We start from the raw sequence: 16560 nt of genomic DNA on the forward strand, positions 1-16560 counted from the left end.
GATCACAAAACAGACAATCTGTTGCGCTGTAGCCTGTCAGCAACAAAACGGACGATTTACAGTACCAGCTCTTCAATCGCGTGTGCGACGCCATCTTCCATATTGGTTTTGGTCACGAACTGGGCGATTTTCTTAACCGAATCAATGGCATTACCCATCGCTACTCCGGTGCCGGCATACTCAATCATCGCCAGATCGTTTTCCTGATCGCCAATCGCCATCACTTCTTCCTGCTTCAGCCCAAGTTTCTCCGCCAGCATTTTTACGCCCTGGCCTTTGTTAACCCGGCGATCAAGAATTTCGAGGTAGTAAGGCGCACTCTTCAGGATGGTGTAGGTCTGGCGCGCCTGTTCAGGCAGACGGGCAATCGCCGCGTCCAGCAGAGCAGGGCGATCGATCATCATCAGTTTGGGAAAACGGGTGGCGCGATCCATCTCGTCAACGGCGCGGTAGCGCACCGGAATCCCGGTCAGGCTCGCTTCGTGGATGGTGTATTCACTGATGTCTTTGTTCGGCGTATAGAGGTGAGATTTGTCGAAGGCCTGGAAATGTACGCCCAGCTCACGCGCCAGCTGCTCAATGTAGAGATAGTCGTCAAAGGTCAGCGTCACTTCCGCCACGCATTCACCGTCTTCGGCCTGATGGACCAGCGCACCGTTGTTACTGATCGCATACTGCCCCGGCGTCTGCATATCCAGCTCCATCAGATAGCGCTGGATACCGACAAACGGCCGGCCGGTGGTCAGTACAATCGAAACCCCTTGCTGGCGGGCGCGATCCAGGGCGGATTTCACGCCCGGCGTGATTTCGTGTTGCGGATTAAGCAGGGTGCCATCCATGTCGATAGCGATCAATTTAATAGCCATAGGGTCCTCGTTGCGTCTGGGTTTTACTCAATGCTAGCGCGATTCAGCTCACATTGACCAGTTTAGTGGCAAGCGATGACAAATGACTGACACCCGGAGCTTAGCCGGTAAAGAGATCGCGGTGGATTTTAATCACGGCTTTTCGGATGCGGGCCGGTTCGGCGGGCGCGCAGCAGGGACGATGCACGTCGTGCGGGAAAAACAGCGCAAACATACCGGGCGTCAGGGTGATCATCGATTCGTTCAGCGTCTGCTGATAAAAAACCACGTCGCGCTGCTGGGCAAAATCTTCGGTCACCTGCTGATCCGGATGCGCCCGGGCCACACCGATATTTTCAGTGCCTTCAAGCAGATACTGGATATCGATGTAGCTAAAATGGGACTCAGCCTTACGCGCACTGGCCGGCTCGGTCATCATCTCCTGCACCAGACAGAACATTTTATCGTCGGGCAGAATGGCATATTTGCCGGTTTCGAGCTGGCTGAAATCGGTCTCAGCAATCCAGCTTATCGCCTGGTCAACCACCGGATGAAAGGCATGACGTTCTCTGGCCCAGTCGCGACGATCGCAAATAATCATGGTTTAACTCCCTGTCAGAACAGAATAGTGCGCCACAGAGGCGCAAAGAGAGACAAGAGTAAGAGAGGGGCGCAGGCTAAAAAGTGATCGCGATCGCAGCCTGCAGGCAACATGGGGCAATCGCCGTGGTTTTCAGACGGCTGCGCAAAAAAAAAGCCATCACTCGCGTGATGGCCTGTTACGTCAGCAGCCGATTAGATATCGATGTTGGCGGCTTTCAGCGCATTCTCTTCGATGAAGGCGCGGCGCGGTTCAACCGCATCGCCCATCAGGGTAGTAAACAGCTGGTCAGCGCCAATCGCATCTTTAATGGTCACGCGCAGCATACGACGGCTATCCGGGTCCATGGTGGTTTCCCACAGCTGCTCCGGGTTCATCTCGCCCAGACCTTTGTAGCGCTGTACTGAGAGGCCACGACGAGACTCTTTAACCAGCCACTCAATCGCCTGCTCGAAGCTGGCCACCGGTTGACGACGCTCGCCACGTTCAATGTAAGCATCCTCTTCCAGCAGTCCACGCAGCTTGCCGCCGAGGCCGCAGATTTTGCGGTACTCAGGGCCCTGAATGAAATCGGCTTCCAGCGGATAGTCGGTATCCACACCGTGGGTACGGACGCGCAGCACCGGTTCGAACAGGTTCAGCTCGCGGTTTTCACGCACCTGCGCCAGGTAGGTGCTGCCGTGCGCTTCGCGCTCGGTGAGGTAGCTCACCAGACTGTTCAGCCAGCCGGTTACTTCCGCTTCATTGCTCAGATCGCTCAGCGTATCGTGATAAATCAGCGCGCGCAGCAGGGCCAGCGGATAACGGCGTTCCATACGCTTGATCATCTTCTGGGTGCTGTTGAAGTCAGAGACCAGCGTCTCCAGCGGCTCACCGGCCAGCGCCGGGGCGCTGGCATTGGTGTGCAGCGTGGCACCATCAAGCGCGATAGCGATCTGGTATTGATCCATCGCGTCATCATCTTTGATGTACTGCTCCTGCTTGCCTTTCTTCACTTTATACAGCGGCGGCTGCGCGATATAAACGTGGCCGCGCTCAATAATTTCCGGCATCTGACGATAGAAGAAGGTCAGCAGCAGCGTACGGATGTGCGAACCATCGACATCGGCATCGGTCATGATGATGATGCTGTGATAGCGCAGCTTGTCCGGGTTGTACTCATCGCGACCAATGCCGCAACCGAGCGCGGTGATCAGCGTAGCCACTTCCTGCGAGGCGAGCATTTTGTCGAAGCGCGCTTTCTCAACGTTGAGGATCTTACCTTTCAGCGGCAGAATCGCCTGGTTCTTACGGTTACGGCCCTGTTTAGCCGAGCCGCCAGCGGAGTCACCCTCCACCAGGTAAATTTCTGACAACGCCGGGTCGCGCTCCTGGCAATCAGCCAGTTTGCCTGGCAGACCCGCCAGGTCCAGCGCGCCTTTACGACGGGTCATTTCACGCGCACGACGCGCGGCTTCACGCGCACGGGCAGCGTCGATGATTTTGCCGACCACGATTTTGGCGTCTGACGGGTTTTCCAGCAGATACTCCGCCAGCAGTTCGTTCATCTGCTGCTCAACCGCCGATTTCACCTCAGACGAGACCAGTTTATCTTTGGTCTGTGAAGAGAATTTGGGGTCCGGTACTTTTACCGAAACCACGGCGATCAGGCCTTCACGCGCATCGTCACCGGTGGCGCTGACTTTGGCTTTCTTGCTGTAACCCTCTTTATCCATGTAGGCGTTCAGGGTACGGGTCATCGCAGCACGGAAACCGGCAAGGTGGGTACCGCCGTCGCGCTGTGGAATGTTGTTGGTAAAGCAGTAGATGTTTTCCTGGAAGCCGTCGTTCCACTGCAGCGCCACTTCCACACCGATGCCATCTTTCTCGGTAGAGAAATAGAACACGGTTGGGTGAATCGGGGTTTTGTTTTTGTTGAGGTACTCAACAAACGCCCGGATGCCGCCTTCATAATGGAAATGGTCAGACTTGCCATCACGCTTATCTTCCAGACGAATCGACACGCCTGAGTTGAGGAATGAGAGTTCACGCAGGCGTTTCGCCAGAATGTCATACTCAAAATCGCGCACGTTGGTAAAGGTTTCGTGGCTTGGCCAGAAGCGCACACGGGTACCGGTCAAATCGGTCTCGCCGGTCACCGACAGCGGTGCCTGCGGCACGCCATGGACGTAGACCTGCTGGTGTACTTTGCCTTCGCGACGAATGGTCAGCTCCAGCTTCTGTGACAGGGCGTTCACCACCGAGACACCGACGCCATGCAGACCGCCGGAGACTTTGTAGGAGTTATCGTCGAACTTACCGCCGGCATGCAGCACGGTCATGATCACTTCAGCGGCGGAAATGCCCTCTTCTTCGTGAATACCGGTTGGAATGCCGCGTCCATCATCCTGCACCGAAACGGAGTTATCCGCATGAATGGTAACCACGATGTCACTACAGTGACCAGCGAGCGCTTCGTCGATTGCGTTATCCACGACCTCGAATACCATGTGATGCAGACCGGTACCGTCATCGGTATCGCCGATATACATGCCCGGGCGTTTGCGTACCGCATCAAGCCCCTTCAGGACTTTGATACTTGAGGAGTCATAAGAATTCGACATCAACGTTTCTCGCTCATTTTAATCTTCAGGTTGAACCGCTATTTTACCCTGTTCCACGCGGAACATCTTGCCCTTTTCATCGGTCATGTCGATTACATGCTCGGCAGAAATTGCGCTGACAAACACCTGTGCCTGGGTCGCTTTTAACCGCTCCGCCAGCAGGCGTCGACGGTTGTCATCCAGTTCCGAGGCAAAGTCATCAATCAGGTAAACACAGCGGCGTCCGCTCTGGCTTGTCAGGAACTCGCCCTGTGCCAGACGCAATGCACACATCAGCAGTTTTAACTGCCCGCGTGAGAGTAAATCTTCCACCGGCGTCCCTTCAGCCCGAATACGAAAATCGGCTTTATGAGGACCGCTGGCGGTATAGGTCAGGGCGCGATCGCGCTCAAAGTTACGTTCCAGCAACTCGCCGTAATCGCTCTCTTTATCCCAGCCGCGCTGAAACGAAAAGCGCAGATCAAATTCAGGCAGGAACTGGCTGCAGGTGGCGGTAATCTCCGCCGAAATCGCCGCACTGTATTCGGCGCGCCACAGGCTGATCTGTTCTGCCAGCGGCACCAGCTCCTGATCCCAGGGACGGATCTGACTGTAGCGTGACACCTGGCGCAGCGCGGCGTTGCGCTGTTTTAACAGGCGGCGCAGGTTGCTCCAGGCGTTGAAAAAACCGGGCGTATTATGGAAACAGCCCCAGTCGACATAGGCTCTACGGTATTTGGGGCCACCGTTGAGCAAAGTAAACCCTTCGGGAGTGATTAACTGCATCGGCAGCAGCTGCGCCAGTTCGGCTACTTTGTGGCCATCGCTGCCGTCGATACGTACTTTGCTGTCGCCGGCGCGGTTTTTGGTCAGTCCGACAGCGATTTCCCGCTCTTTACCTTCCAGCCGGCCATGCAGCACAAACGCCGCCTCATCATGACGGATCACGCGGCCCGCCTGCAGGCTGCGAAACGCCCGGCCGTGGCCCAGGGTGTAAATCGCCTCTAATACGCTGGTTTTACCGCTGCCATTGGCGCCGACCAGAAAATTGAAGCCGGGCGCTAAAGCCAGGTCAGCCTGTTCGATATTACGAAAATCTTTGATTAGGAGGCGGGTTAAAGCCATGAATCAGTCCAGCGTGAAGGGCAATAAAGTTTTGGGCCTGGGATTTGACCTGCCGATCCAGGGCGTTAACGTCGAAGCCAGTTTGCCCGGTATCCCAGTCACCAGGCCGTCGGCGTCGCAGCCAGTCTGGTTCCGGCCAGCGCGCAGGCCCTGGGAGCATACTGAAGTATGTGACCAGGGACGAGCACTGCCCGGAATCAGAATGGCAAGTAAGCCAGGCCGATATATTCTACAAGCGCATGGGCATGACGACATAGGCCGCCGCCGGACTCGCCACATCCTCAATCTGCACGCTCGATACCGAGTCGGTTAGCAGCAGACGAACGTTTTCGCACTTCAGTGCGTTCAGTACATCCAGTACGTAACTGACGTTGAAGCCAATCTCCAGTTCGGTGCCGTTGTAGCTGACGTCCAGCATCTCTTCCGCTTCTTCCTGTTCAGGGTTATTGGCGGTGATTTTCAGCTGATTTTCGGTGATATAGAGGCGAACGCCGCGGAATTTTTCATTCGACAGGATCGCCGCGCGGGCAAAGGCCTGCTTCAACAGATCGCAGCCCGCTTCCAGCGCTTTATCGGGATTCTTCGGCAATACGCGGCGATAATCAGGGAAACGACCATCAACCAGCTTCGATGTGAAGATAAAGTCACCGACGTGCGCCCGGATATTGCTGCCGCCAATCTGGACCTGCAGCGGGTTATCGCCGCCATCCAGCAGACGCAGCAGCTCAATCACTCCTTTACGCGGCACAATCACCGAATGACTCGGCAGCGCCTGGCCGATCGGCATTGAGCAGACCGCCAGACGGTGACCGTCGGTGGCTACGGTGCGCAGCTCTTCCCCTTCGGTTTCAAACATCATCCCGTTGAGGTAGTAGCGAACATCCTGATGCGCCATGGAAAACTGGGTCGCTTCGATCAGCCGTTTCAGCGTCGCCTGCGGCAGGGTAAATTCAACTTCACTCTGCCAGTCGTCGAGATTCGGGAAATCGCTGGCGGGCAGGGTCGACAGCGAGAAACGGCTGCGGCCGGAACGCACTAACATGCGATCGCCTTCCAGCGCCAGGGTGATCTCCGCGCCTTCCGGCAATCCGCGACAGATATCGAGGAATTTCCGTGCCGGCACGGTGGTTGCGCCAGGCTCATGCGCCTGCGTCAGGGCAACCCGCGCCACCATCTCCATTTCTAAATCGGTACCGGTCAGCAACAGCGTTCCTTCCGTCACCTGCAACAGCAGGTTTCCAAGGATCGGCAGCGTCGGGCGACCGCCTAGCGGGCCGCTTACCTGTTGCAGCGGCTTCAGTAACTGCTCACGTTCAACAATAAATTTCATAGCGTCAGGAAGATAATGTTCTGATGAGATTAGAGAAATCTTCTTTAATATCGTGGCTCTCTTCACGCAGCTGCTCAATCTTGCGGCAGGCATGAAGCACCGTCGTGTGGTCGCGACCGCCAAAGGCATCGCCAATTTCTGGCAAGCTGTGGTTGGTCAGTTCCTTAGCCATCGCCATCGCCATCTGGCGCGGACGCGCCACGGAACGCGAGCGGCGCTTGGACAGCAGATCCGCGACCTTAATTTTGTAGTACTCAGCCACGGTCTTCTGAATATTATCAATGGTGACCAGCTTTTCCTGCAGCGCCAGCAGATCGCGCAGCGCTTCGCGCACGAAGTCGATGGTGATCGCCCGACCGGTAAAGTTGGCGTTGGCGATCACGCGATTCAGTGCGCCTTCCAGTTCACGCACGTTGGAGCGTAACCGCTTAGCAATAAAGAAGGCCACTTCGCCAGGCAGACGAATGTCATTCTCATCCGCTTTCTTCATCAGGATCGCCACGCGCGTTTCCAGTTCAGGCGGCTCGATCGCCACCGTTAACCCCCAGCCAAAACGTGACTTCAGACGATCTTCCACCCCGTTGATCTCTTTTGGATAACGATCCGAGGTCAGGATGATCTGCTGATTGCCTTCTAATAAGGCATTAAAGGTGTGGAAGAACTCTTCCTGCGAGCGCTCTTTATTGGCGAAGAACTGAATATCATCGATCAGCAGCGCATCGACCGAACGGTAGTAGCGCTTAAACTCTTCGATCGCGTTGTTCTGCAGCGCCTTGACCATGTCCTGGACGAAGCGCTCGGAGTGCATGTAAACCACTTTGGCATTGGGTTTACGCGCAATAATGCCGTTACCCACCGCGTGCAGCAGGTGAGTTTTCCCCAGACCGGTGCCGCCATAGAGGAACAACGGGTTATACGCGCCGCCTGGATTATCGGCCACCTGACGTGCCGCCGCGCGCGCCAGCTGGTTAGATTTACCTTCAACGAAGTTATCGAAGTTATGGCGGTTATTCACATTCGAGCGATAGGTCACATCAGCAGGTGCCGGCACGTTATCCCAGCTTGGACGCATGATCTGCGTCGGGGCCGGACGGATGTGGCTCTGTACCGGAATAGCAGGCGCGCTCACGCTGGCCATCACCGGCTGGCTGACAGCGGCCGTTTGCTGAACCGGGCGTGTCCCCACTTCAAAACGCAATAACGGTACGTTTGGCCCGCAGAATTCATTCAGTAATGCGTTAATGCTGTTGAGGTATTTGTCCCGAACCCAGTCGAGTACGAAGCGATTTGGAGCATACAAGGCAAGCGTATTGTCGTTTAACTCAGCCTGTAGTGGACGAATCCACATGCTGAATTCGGTGGCAGGAAGCTCATCCTGCAAACGGGCAAGACACTGTTGCCAAAGCGTAAGTGACACGGCGGACTCCACTCGTACAAATTCGATAAGAATAGTAGGCGTTACTCTAAGAAACGTTCATTTTTGACACAGACGTAAGAAAGCGCCTGCGACCGCTATCAGCGGTTTTCCATCCTGCAATCACCGGAGGATCGTCAGCGGAAGGGCGGATCATAGCGCAAAGCGAGACAGAGATCTTCCCTTTCTACACAGTTTTGATCCTTTTTATCCACAGGCGAAAGACGCGCAGAGAAGTTTACGCCAGTTGCAGGAAAAACCAGCAGGAATCTGGCTGAATGCGTCAGATTTTCGGGCGACTTCTCGTTTTATCCCCACGATCCGCCAATTTGATCGCAATAAGATCCGGTGCGATCCTTGCGCTTTGACCGGGAGCCCGTATAATTCGTCACCCGGCGTTGTCGCGTTAAGCCCAATGCCCGGACTCAGCGGGCTGTATCCGTGTTTTCAGGTACTGCTGCACGCGAAGTAAATTGACTCGGGACTGTACAATTATTACAATCCCGCCTCTTTATTAAAGACACATTGAGGCGTCGGTCGATTTATTGGCCCGAAACGCGTCACCCAGTGAAAATTTTCAAGTTTAGGTAGAAACCGCCATGAAACGCACTTTTCAACCGTCCGTACTGAAGCGCAACCGTTCACACGGTTTCCGTGCTCGTATGGCTACAAAAAATGGTCGTCAGGTTCTGGCACGTCGTCGTGCTAAAGGCCGTTCTCGTCTGACCGTTTCTAAGTAATAAAGCTAACCCTGATGGGTAAGCTCGCATTTCCCAGGGAGTTACGCTTGTTAACTCCCACTCATTTCACTTTCGTCTTCCAGCAGCCACAACGGGCTGGCACGCCGCAAATTACTATTCTCGGCCGCCTTAACGCGCTGGGGCATCCCCGCATCGGTCTCACCGTCGCTAAAAAACATGTGAAACGCGCCCACGAACGCAACCGGATCAAGCGATTGACCCGCGAAAGTTTTCGTCTGCGTCAACATGAACTGCCGTCGATGGACTTCGTGGTGGTCGCGAAGAAGGGGGTTGCCGATCTGGATAACCGTATGCTGGCGGAAGCGTTGGAGAAATTATGGCGTCGTCACTGTCGCCTGGCGCGCGGCTCCTGATCGTCCTGATACGCGTCTATCAACGCGGCATCAGTCCATTACTGGGACCACACTGTCGGTTTCATCCGACCTGCTCTCAATACGGAATTGAGGCATTACGCAGGTTCGGCGTGATAAAAGGCAGTTGGTTGACGTTAAAACGCGTATTAAAATGCCACCCTTTGAACCCGGGTGGTGACGATCCTGTGCCGCCAAAAACCTTTGATACCAGAGAACATTAACGATGGATTCGCAACGCAATCTCTTTCTCATCGCTTTTCTGTTCGTGTCTTTTATGATCTGGCAAGCCTGGCAGACGGACCACGCTCCGCAGCCACAGCAGACGCAGACCACACAAAACACAAACAGCGTAGCGGGTGATGCCGCCAGTCAGGGTGTACCGGCCAGCGGTCAGGGCCAGACGATCACCGTTAAGACTGATGTCCTGTCATTAAATATCAACACCCGCGGCGGTGATGTTGAACAAGCACAGCTGCTGACTTTCCCGGACAAACTGGGTTCCGACCAGCCGTTCCAGCTGCTTGAAACGACGCCATCGTTCCTTTATCAGGCACAGAGTGGTCTGACCGGCCGTAATGGCCCGGACAACCCGAACAATGGCGCACGTCCACTGTTCACCACCACGCAGGATCACTTCGAGATGGCTGAAGGCCAGTCCGAGCTGCGTGTGCCGATGACTTATACCGCTGAGAACGGCGTGGTTTACACCAAAACCTTCGTGTTCAAGCGTGGCGAATATGCGGTTAACGTCGACTATCACGTCAACAACACCACCCAGCAGCCGCTGGAAGTGTCGCTGTTTGGCCAGCTGAAGCAGACCATTGATCTGCCTAAGCACCGTGATACCGGCAGCAACAACTTTGCACTGCATACCTTCCGTGGTGCGGCGTACTCCACCAGCGAGTCGAAATATGAGAAGTACAAATTCGACACCATCGCCGATAACGAGAACCTGAGCACCACCACCAGCAACGGCTGGGTGGCGATGCTGCAGCAGTACTTCGCAACCGCATGGGTTCCGCGTACCGAAGGCACTAACACCCTTTATACCAGTAACCTGGGTAATGGCGTGGCGGCGATTGGCTACAAATCTGCGCCGGTGACGATTGCCGCGGGCGCACAGCAGAACCTCGGTGCGACTCTGTGGGTCGGCCCGGAAATTCAGGACAAGATGGCAGCGATTGCGCCGCACCTTGATCTGACCGTGGATTACGGCTGGTTGTGGTTTATCTCTCAGCCGCTGTTCAAACTGCTGAAATTTATCCACAGCTTTATCGGTAACTGGGGTTTCTCCATTATCGTGATCACCTTTATCGTGCGCGGCATCATGTACCCGCTGACCAAAGCGCAGTACACCTCGATGGCCAAGATGCGTATGCTGCAGCCGAAAATTCAGGCGATGCGTGAGCGTCTGGGTGATGACAAGCAGAAGCAGAGCCAGGAAATGATGGCGCTGTATAAAGCAGAGAAGGTGAATCCGCTGGGTGGCTGTCTGCCGCTGGTGATTCAGATGCCTATCTTCCTGGCGCTCTATTACATGCTGTCAGGTTCGGTAGAACTGCGTCACGCGCCGTTTGTGCTGTGGATCCATGACCTCTCTGCGCAGGACCCGTACTACATCCTGCCGATTCTGATGGGCATCACCATGTTCTTCATTCAGAAGATGTCACCGACCACCGTGACCGATCCGATGCAGCAGAAGATCATGACTTACATGCCGGTGATTTTCACCGTGTTCTTCCTGTGGTTCCCGTCAGGTCTGGTGCTGTACTACATCGTCAGCAACCTGGTGACCATTCTCCAGCAGCAGCTGATTTATCGCGGCCTGGAAAAACGCGGTCTGCATAGCCGCGACAAGAAGAAAGCCTAAGCGATGTAAAGCGGGAGCGATCCCGCCCTAAACGGTCTATCCTCAGGCGGTCAAAGCGACCGCCTTTGTTTTTTGTAGCGAGAGAGAATTTATGAGCCACAGCGATACTATTGTTGCCCAGGCCACGCCCCCCGGACGCGGCGGCGTCGGCATTTTGCGCGTCTCTGGCGCACGAGCCGCCGAGGTGGCGCAGCAGCTGCTGGGCAAACTGCCTAAGCCACGCTATGCCGACTATCTGCCGTTCACCGATGCCGACGGCAGCGTGCTGGATCAGGGTATTGCGCTGTGGTTTCCGGGGCCAAACTCGTTTACCGGTGAAGATGTGCTGGAGCTGCAGGGCCACGGCGGCCCGGTGATCCTCGATCTGTTGCTGAAGCGCATCGTGGCGCTGCCCGGCGTACGCATCGCCCAGCCTGGTGAGTTTTCTGAGCGCGCCTTTCTCAACGATAAGCTCGATCTGGCGCAGGCCGAGGCGATAGCCGATCTGATTGATGCCAGCTCAGAGCAGGCGGCCCGTTCGGCGGTCAATTCGCTGCAGGGCGTCTTCTCTACCCGCGTCAATCAACTGGTGGAAGCGCTGACTCATCTGCGCATCTACGTTGAAGCCGCCATCGACTTCCCGGACGAGGAGATCGATTTCCTCTCTGACGGCAAAATCGAAGCGCAGCTGAATGCGGTGATGGCCGATCTGGATGGCGTGCGGGCTGAGGCGCGTCAGGGCAGCCTGCTGCGCGAAGGCATGAAAGTGGTGATTGCGGGACGGCCTAACGCGGGCAAATCGAGCCTGCTGAATGCGCTGGCGGGCCGGGATGCGGCGATCGTCACCGACATTGCCGGCACCACGCGCGACGTTCTGCGCGAGCATATTCATATCGATGGCATGCCGCTGCATATCATTGATACCGCCGGTCTGCGTGAGGCCAGCGACGAAGTGGAACGCATCGGCATTGAGCGCGCCTGGCAGGAGATCGAGCAGGCCGATCGCGTGCTGTTTATGGTCGATGGCACCACCACCGACGCCACCGAAGCCGCCGCCATCTGGCCCGATTTTGTCTCACGTCTGCCGCCTGAACTGCCGATTACCGTGGTGCGGAATAAAGCGGATGTCACTGGCGAACCTCTCGGGCTGACTGAAGTAAATGGTCACTCACTGATTCGGCTGTCGGCCCGGACCAGCGCGGGCGTGGATCAACTGCGTGACCATCTCAAGCAGAGCATGGGTTTCGCCGGCAATATGGAAGGCGGCTTCCTGGCGCGTCGTCGTCATCTGCAGGCGCTGGAGTTAGCGGCGACTCACTTACTTCAGGGCAAAGCGCAGCTGCTGGGTGCCTGGGCCGGTGAGTTACTGGCAGAAGAGCTTCGTCTTGCACAGCAGGCGCTAAGCGAGATTACCGGCGAGTTCACCTCTGACGATCTGCTGGGCCGCATCTTCTCCAGCTTCTGTATCGGTAAATAACCGCTGATTTGCCGGCCCGACGGCCTCCCGCCGTCGGGCCTGATCCTTCCTCTCGCTAATCACGCCACCGCCATCCTTTTGCATCCTGCCTGCGGTGATTCTTGCTGATATGTTATTTTGCGGCGGCCCGGCATTGCCGTATAACGGTTGAAGCGCCGATCTGACGTGCGGCTACGGATTGCGGTGAACAATCCCCGCCTCATTCCGCCGGACCGGACGCAAACCCTATACGTGGATACCCTTGGGCGAAATCTTTCGCCTGACACAGGAGAGTTGCATGAGTACACCGCTCGACACTGCCGCACTGGACACGCTGTTTACCGACGCCCGCACCCACAGTTACTGGCAGGCTAAGCCAGTCGATAACGCCCTGCTGGAACAGCTCTATGCCTTAACGGCGCTGGGCCCGACTTCGGCGAACTGCTCGCCTGCGCGATTTGTTTTCGTGACCTCGGCGGAAGGCAAAGAGAAGCTGAAACCGGCGCTCTCTTCCGGCAACCTCGAAAAAACCATGAGCGCGCCGGTCACGGTGATTGTCGCCTGGGACCGCGAATTTTATGAACAATTGCCCGCACTGTTCCCGCATGCTGACGCCCGCAGCTGGTTTACCGGCAGCCCGGAAGCAGCGAAAGAGACCGCTTTCCGTAACAGCAGCCTGCAGGCGGGTTATCTGATTCTGGCGGCCCGCTCGCTGGGGCTGGATGCCGGCCCGATGTCCGGTTTTGATCCGGCCAAAGTCAATGACGCCTTTTTCCCCGACGGTCAGTATCAGGTTAACCTGCTGATTAACCTCGGCTATGGTGAAGCATCAAAACTGCACCCGCGTCTGCCGCGCCTCAGTTTTGAGCAGGCGTGCCGTTTCGCCTGATGCGCTCAGCGTCGCGATGCCCGTCGCGACGCTTCTTGTGGCGCGATTGAAAACTCAGCGCCGCAAATTCTCTCTGATGGCTCGTCCTATTCCGAATTTACCCCAATCTGTGTGATGCCGGGTGCATTAAGCTAAGAAAATTCTTACAATGCAGCTGATGATTATCTGACCATTTTCACGGAGCGACAGATGGCTGGTCATTTTGTACGCTGGACGGGCAATCCCGACTTTTCTGCAGAAGATATGCGCATTCCCCAGGATATCGTTGACACGGCACAGCAGTTTGCTGATAAGCGCCGTGGACGTTTTCTTGCCGCGCGTACGCTGCTGGCGCAACTGATGCTGCGGGTTTATGGCATTAATCAGCTGCCGCGCCTGATTACCGACAGCAACGGGCGACCCGCTTTTGCTGACAGCGATCTGCCTGATTTCAGCATTGCCTATGCCGGTAATATGGTCGGCGTGCTGCTGGCTGAAGAGGGCGGACGCGCCGGGCTGGATATGGAAATTGTACGGGCGCGCAGCCGCCAGACTCAGGAGCAGCTGATGCAGGGATTAACCTCCGGCGAGATCGCCTGGATTAATGCCCAGCAGGATTTTGTCGAAGCCGTGACGCAAATCTGGACGCTGCGCCAGAGCATTCTCAAGCTGACAGGTGAGCGCCAGCAGGGGCTGGATTCACTGCGTCTGCTGCCAGGCGCAGGCCGCCTGCGCTCATCACTCTTTCCGGATATTCAGGTGGTGTGCGATGCTGAGCCGACGCTGGTCTGGTCCTGTGCGCTTTCACCGGCGACCCAGCGCCTGCATCTGTGGGAGATGGATAATGACCACCAGTGGATCGTTTTACGCGAAGTGGAAATGAGTAAACCCAATATTGGTCCCCGCGCTCTGCGGCTGACCAGCCTGCCTACCGAACGCAGTCTGCATCCCGAAATCTAGCGGCTGAGCACCACCTGCATATCGCGTAAAACCCCAACATTACGATCACAAGAAAGGAAGTGGTTCATCTGTTCATGCGGCCGCTGCGCTGACCCATCTGTGACAATCTCGCTGAAAAAATTCATATTTTTGGCTGTGATCCCGACCGCAACGCTGCTACCTCGTGGGCTTGATGCAGGCTTTTGTGACCGTCATCACTTCATTCCGCGCTGTTTGTTTCTATAAGGTTGAACATAAGTAATCAAGATGAGCTTTTGTTAAGCAGAGGATCACCAGCGCTGCCGTCAATGGCCGCGCCTGAGGAGAGGATGATGGAAAAAATGAAGCTGGGCGTGAACAGCGCCATGTTCGATGGGCATCCGCCGGAAGTTGCCTTTCGTACCGTACGCGACGCGGGTTTTGCTTACATTGAGCTGGCTTACAATCAGGGCTATGTCGGGCAACTCGATCCGGCCCTGTTTGGCCGGGAGAATGCCGCACGCATCAACGATCTTAAACAGCAATATGATCTGAAGATGCATGCACTTGGCTGCACCATTAATCTGGCAGCCCCGGATGCGGTGGAGCAATTCCGTCTGCGTGTGACTTTTGCTCAGCAGATTGGTGCCCGCTATCTTAATGCCTGCACCGCGCGACGCGATGATCGTGCGGCATTAATAGATAACCTGCGACGCATGGCACCGATTGCCGAAGAGGCGGGCTGCATTTTGTGTATCGAGAATGGGGGCGATCCGGACTATGACGCCTTTGCGCTGGCGGAGGATGGCTTCGCGCTGCTGGAGGCCGTCAGCCATCCGGCGGTGGCATTTAATCTCGATCCCGGCAACATGGTGTCGCTCTGTCCGCAGCAGGATCCGATCGCCGAGGCGCTGACGATGCTGCCTGGCACCCGGCATTGCCACCTTAAAGATGTGATGCGGCAGAATGGAGAATATCATTTCCCGCCGATTGGAGAAGGTGAACTCAATTATGCGCCGCTGCTTCAGGCGCTGGCGGAAAATGCTATCCCGGCCAGCCTGGAGATCCCTCTGCGAATGCACCGCCAGCCCGACAGCTGGCCACAGCGGGCTGACCAGCCGGTTGATCCGGCCATCAGCCTTGAAGTGTTAATCCGGTCGCGGCTGGCGCTGGAAAAGATGCTGGGTTATCGGCTGGCTGCAGACCACTAACGGACCGTTCCTTAGCCGGTACGCACGCGGCGTACCGGCGGTGTCAGGCTGTCTGCGCTGCCCCGACGAGTGCCTGTTGCAGAAAATCCCGGCACGCCAGCTCGGTCTGCCAGCGATCGTCCCGATCGGTGGTGCGCATCTCCACTGCAATGCTGCGCTCCTCTAAGAGCGGATCGTCCGGCAGTTGACGGGCTGCGGCCACAATCTCCGCCGCCACGGCGGGCGTCAGGAAGCCAGGCGCGCCAAAACGCATATGGTGATCGCCGTAACCCGGATCGTGCGGATCGAGTATGGCATTGGATAAATGCAGCTGTGAGATCAGCGATCCGGACTGACGCAGAGCCGCGATCGGATCTTCCTGATTCAATGCCACATGCGCGCTATCCCAGGCGAGATAGAGCCGTGGACAGGTCCGGCGCAGCGGCTTCATCCAGTTCAGGGTTTCGTCAGTGGGGCCGATGAGCTGGCATTTATGGGCGAAGCGGTCCAGCGGCTCCAGCTGCATGATCATCTGCGGGTATTGACTCATCACTTCACCGATCTGTTCCAGCGTCTCGCCGAGTGCACTTTTGGCCGCTTCGCGCAGTGCCTCGCCGGGATCGCTGCCACTGACGAAGGCAATCCGGGTTGCGCCACAGTCGGCAGCACGATGCACCAGTTCGCAGGCCCGTTTCATGCTGCGCTTACGCTGAATCGGATCAGGGCTGCTGAGGTTCAGACCTTGCTGATTCAACACAAAGGTCATCCACTGTGTCAGCTTCACCTGCTGCGTTTCACTGATATCCCGCAGTCGTCGGGCCTGCGCCGCTTGCATCACCATGCCGGTTTCAATGAAACGATAAAATGGCTGCTGACTGAGGTGCTCAGCTATATCGACGACTTTGCTTTCATCCTGCATATCCGGAAAGAACAGCTCAGCAATATGAGCTGAGGGCACCAGCGCGGTCTGTTTCATCCTGCCTCCTGATTTATTCATAAGTTATTAATGAAAACTTTTGTTCATCAAGAAAAGCGTAATGTTGCCGGGATTAATGCGGCTGACTTCACATTTTTGACGGCGTGATGGGATTTTTTGCCCAACTGGTTAGTCACCGGTATCAATGATATGGCGCTATTATTCAGATTATTGTCCTGTTGCAGCCCTTTTTGACTGCATTTACGGAAGTGTGAGCTGTCGCAAATCTTTTCTCTGAGAATCCGCTTTAATGGCTATACATAAGATATGTTAATGAACATATGTTCAGTGT

Annotated in this window: 15 protein-coding genes; 8 read left to right on the forward strand and 7 right to left on the reverse strand. The window is 56.1% G+C overall.

Translation table 11 applies throughout. The features are described 5' to 3' along the window. Positions 1-56: 56 nt before the first annotated feature. The 6 genes from yidA to dnaA all read right to left on the reverse strand — a co-directional run bounded on the left by yidA (position 57) and on the right by dnaA (position 7900). Positions 57-866 carry a sugar-phosphatase gene (gene yidA, locus ACX3P5_RS19040; protein WP_094119852.1) on the reverse strand — a complete coding sequence of 270 codons (810 nt, stop codon included), beginning with the start codon at positions 864-866 and terminating at the stop codon, positions 57-59. Between the two features lie 100 nt (positions 867-966). Beyond that, positions 967-1446 carry a YhcH/YjgK/YiaL family protein gene (locus ACX3P5_RS19045; RefSeq protein ID WP_336757005.1) on the reverse strand — a complete coding sequence of 160 codons (480 nt, stop codon included), beginning with the start codon at positions 1444-1446 and terminating at the stop codon, positions 967-969. A gap of 194 nt (positions 1447-1640) precedes the next feature. Then, entirely contained in the window at positions 1641-4049 is a 2409-nt protein-coding gene (gene gyrB / locus ACX3P5_RS19050; protein ID WP_233985739.1) for a DNA topoisomerase (ATP-hydrolyzing) subunit B, read from the reverse strand. 18 nt (positions 4050-4067) lie between these two features. Continuing rightward, positions 4068-5153: a DNA replication/repair protein RecF gene (gene recF / locus ACX3P5_RS19055; protein ID WP_458969117.1), complete on the reverse strand. Its 1086-nt coding sequence runs from the start codon at positions 5151-5153 to the stop codon at positions 4068-4070. A 229-nt stretch (positions 5154-5382) separates the two neighbouring features. Continuing rightward, positions 5383-6483: a DNA polymerase III subunit beta gene (gene dnaN / locus ACX3P5_RS19060; RefSeq protein WP_233985737.1), complete on the reverse strand. Its 1101-nt coding sequence runs from the start codon at positions 6481-6483 to the stop codon at positions 5383-5385. 4 nt (positions 6484-6487) lie between these two features. Further along, on the reverse strand, positions 6488-7900 hold the full coding sequence (dnaA, locus tag ACX3P5_RS19065; protein ID WP_031375181.1) for a chromosomal replication initiator protein DnaA: 1413 nt from the start codon (positions 7898-7900) through the stop codon (positions 6488-6490). A 596-nt stretch (positions 7901-8496) separates the two neighbouring features. Between dnaA and rpmH the strand changes: the two genes are divergently transcribed. The 8 genes from rpmH to ACX3P5_RS19105 all read left to right on the forward strand — a co-directional run bounded on the left by rpmH (position 8497) and on the right by ACX3P5_RS19105 (position 15313). Then, positions 8497-8637, forward strand: a complete 141-nt coding sequence (gene rpmH, locus ACX3P5_RS19070) for a 50S ribosomal protein L34 (RefSeq protein ID WP_003849659.1) — start codon at positions 8497-8499, stop codon at positions 8635-8637. Positions 8638-8651: 14 nt separating this feature from the next. Then, positions 8652-9011, forward strand: a complete 360-nt coding sequence (rnpA, locus tag ACX3P5_RS19075) for a ribonuclease P protein component (protein WP_008926396.1) — start codon at positions 8652-8654, stop codon at positions 9009-9011. Beyond that, positions 8975-9232, forward strand: coding sequence for a membrane protein insertion efficiency factor YidD (gene yidD, locus ACX3P5_RS19080; RefSeq protein ID WP_072051038.1), 258 nt, complete (start codon positions 8975-8977; stop codon positions 9230-9232). Before rnpA ends, yidD begins: the two co-directional genes overlap by 37 nt. A 2-nt stretch (positions 9233-9234) precedes the next feature. Next, a complete protein-coding gene (gene yidC, locus ACX3P5_RS19085; protein WP_094119857.1) occupies positions 9235-10881 on the forward strand; it encodes a membrane protein insertase YidC in 1647 nt (548 codons plus the stop codon). Between the two features lie 91 nt (positions 10882-10972). Continuing rightward, entirely contained in the window at positions 10973-12337 is a 1365-nt protein-coding gene (gene mnmE, locus ACX3P5_RS19090; protein WP_233985736.1) for a tRNA uridine-5-carboxymethylaminomethyl(34) synthesis GTPase MnmE, read from the forward strand. Between the two features lie 277 nt (positions 12338-12614). Continuing rightward, on the forward strand, positions 12615-13205 hold the full coding sequence (locus ACX3P5_RS19095; protein WP_233985735.1) for a malonic semialdehyde reductase: 591 nt from the start codon (positions 12615-12617) through the stop codon (positions 13203-13205). A 189-nt stretch (positions 13206-13394) separates the two neighbouring features. After that, complete coding sequence (locus ACX3P5_RS19100) at positions 13395-14144, forward strand: 4'-phosphopantetheinyl transferase family protein (RefSeq protein ID WP_233985733.1); 750 nt, start codon at positions 13395-13397, stop codon at positions 14142-14144. A 308-nt stretch (positions 14145-14452) separates the two neighbouring features. Then, positions 14453-15313, forward strand: coding sequence for a sugar phosphate isomerase/epimerase family protein (locus ACX3P5_RS19105; RefSeq protein WP_458969118.1), 861 nt, complete (start codon positions 14453-14455; stop codon positions 15311-15313). Positions 15314-15356: 43 nt separating this feature from the next. On the opposite strand, the gene ACX3P5_RS19110 is transcribed toward ACX3P5_RS19105, so the two are convergent. Continuing rightward, a complete protein-coding gene (locus ACX3P5_RS19110; RefSeq protein WP_458969119.1) occupies positions 15357-16268 on the reverse strand; it encodes a sugar phosphate isomerase/epimerase family protein in 912 nt (303 codons plus the stop codon). Positions 16269-16560 lie beyond the last annotated feature (292 nt).

It is taken from the genome of Pantoea sp. S-LA4 (assembly GCF_054482835.1).

Excerpts from the sequence above, each read along its gene's own strand:
- ACX3P5_RS19100 (WP_233985733.1), top strand. The coding sequence starts at position 13,395 with ATGGCTGGTCATTTTGTACGCTGGACGGGCAATCCCGACTTTTCTGCA.
- yidA (WP_094119852.1), bottom strand. The coding sequence starts at position 866 with ATGGCTATTAAATTGATCGCTATCGACATGGATGGCACCCTGCTTAAT.
- ACX3P5_RS19110 (WP_458969119.1), bottom strand. The coding sequence starts at position 16,268 with ATGAAACAGACCGCGCTGGTGCCCTCAGCTCATATTGCTGAGCTGTTC.
- recF (WP_458969117.1), bottom strand. The coding sequence starts at position 5,153 with ATGGCTTTAACCCGCCTCCTAATCAAAGATTTTCGTAATATCGAACAG.
- gyrB (WP_233985739.1), bottom strand. The coding sequence starts at position 4,049 with ATGTCGAATTCTTATGACTCCTCAAGTATCAAAGTCCTGAAGGGGCTT.
- ACX3P5_RS19105 (WP_458969118.1), top strand. The coding sequence starts at position 14,453 with ATGATGGAAAAAATGAAGCTGGGCGTGAACAGCGCCATGTTCGATGGG.
- yidC (WP_094119857.1), top strand. The coding sequence starts at position 9,235 with ATGGATTCGCAACGCAATCTCTTTCTCATCGCTTTTCTGTTCGTGTCT.
- rpmH (WP_003849659.1), top strand. The coding sequence starts at position 8,497 with ATGAAACGCACTTTTCAACCGTCCGTACTGAAGCGCAACCGTTCACAC.
- rnpA (WP_008926396.1), top strand. The coding sequence starts at position 8,652 with ATGGGTAAGCTCGCATTTCCCAGGGAGTTACGCTTGTTAACTCCCACT.
- mnmE (WP_233985736.1), top strand. The coding sequence starts at position 10,973 with ATGAGCCACAGCGATACTATTGTTGCCCAGGCCACGCCCCCCGGACGC.
- dnaN (WP_233985737.1), bottom strand. The coding sequence starts at position 6,483 with ATGAAATTTATTGTTGAACGTGAGCAGTTACTGAAGCCGCTGCAACAG.
- yidD (WP_072051038.1), top strand. The coding sequence starts at position 8,975 with ATGGCGTCGTCACTGTCGCCTGGCGCGCGGCTCCTGATCGTCCTGATA.
- ACX3P5_RS19095 (WP_233985735.1), top strand. The coding sequence starts at position 12,615 with ATGAGTACACCGCTCGACACTGCCGCACTGGACACGCTGTTTACCGAC.
- ACX3P5_RS19045 (WP_336757005.1), bottom strand. The coding sequence starts at position 1,446 with ATGATTATTTGCGATCGTCGCGACTGGGCCAGAGAACGTCATGCCTTT.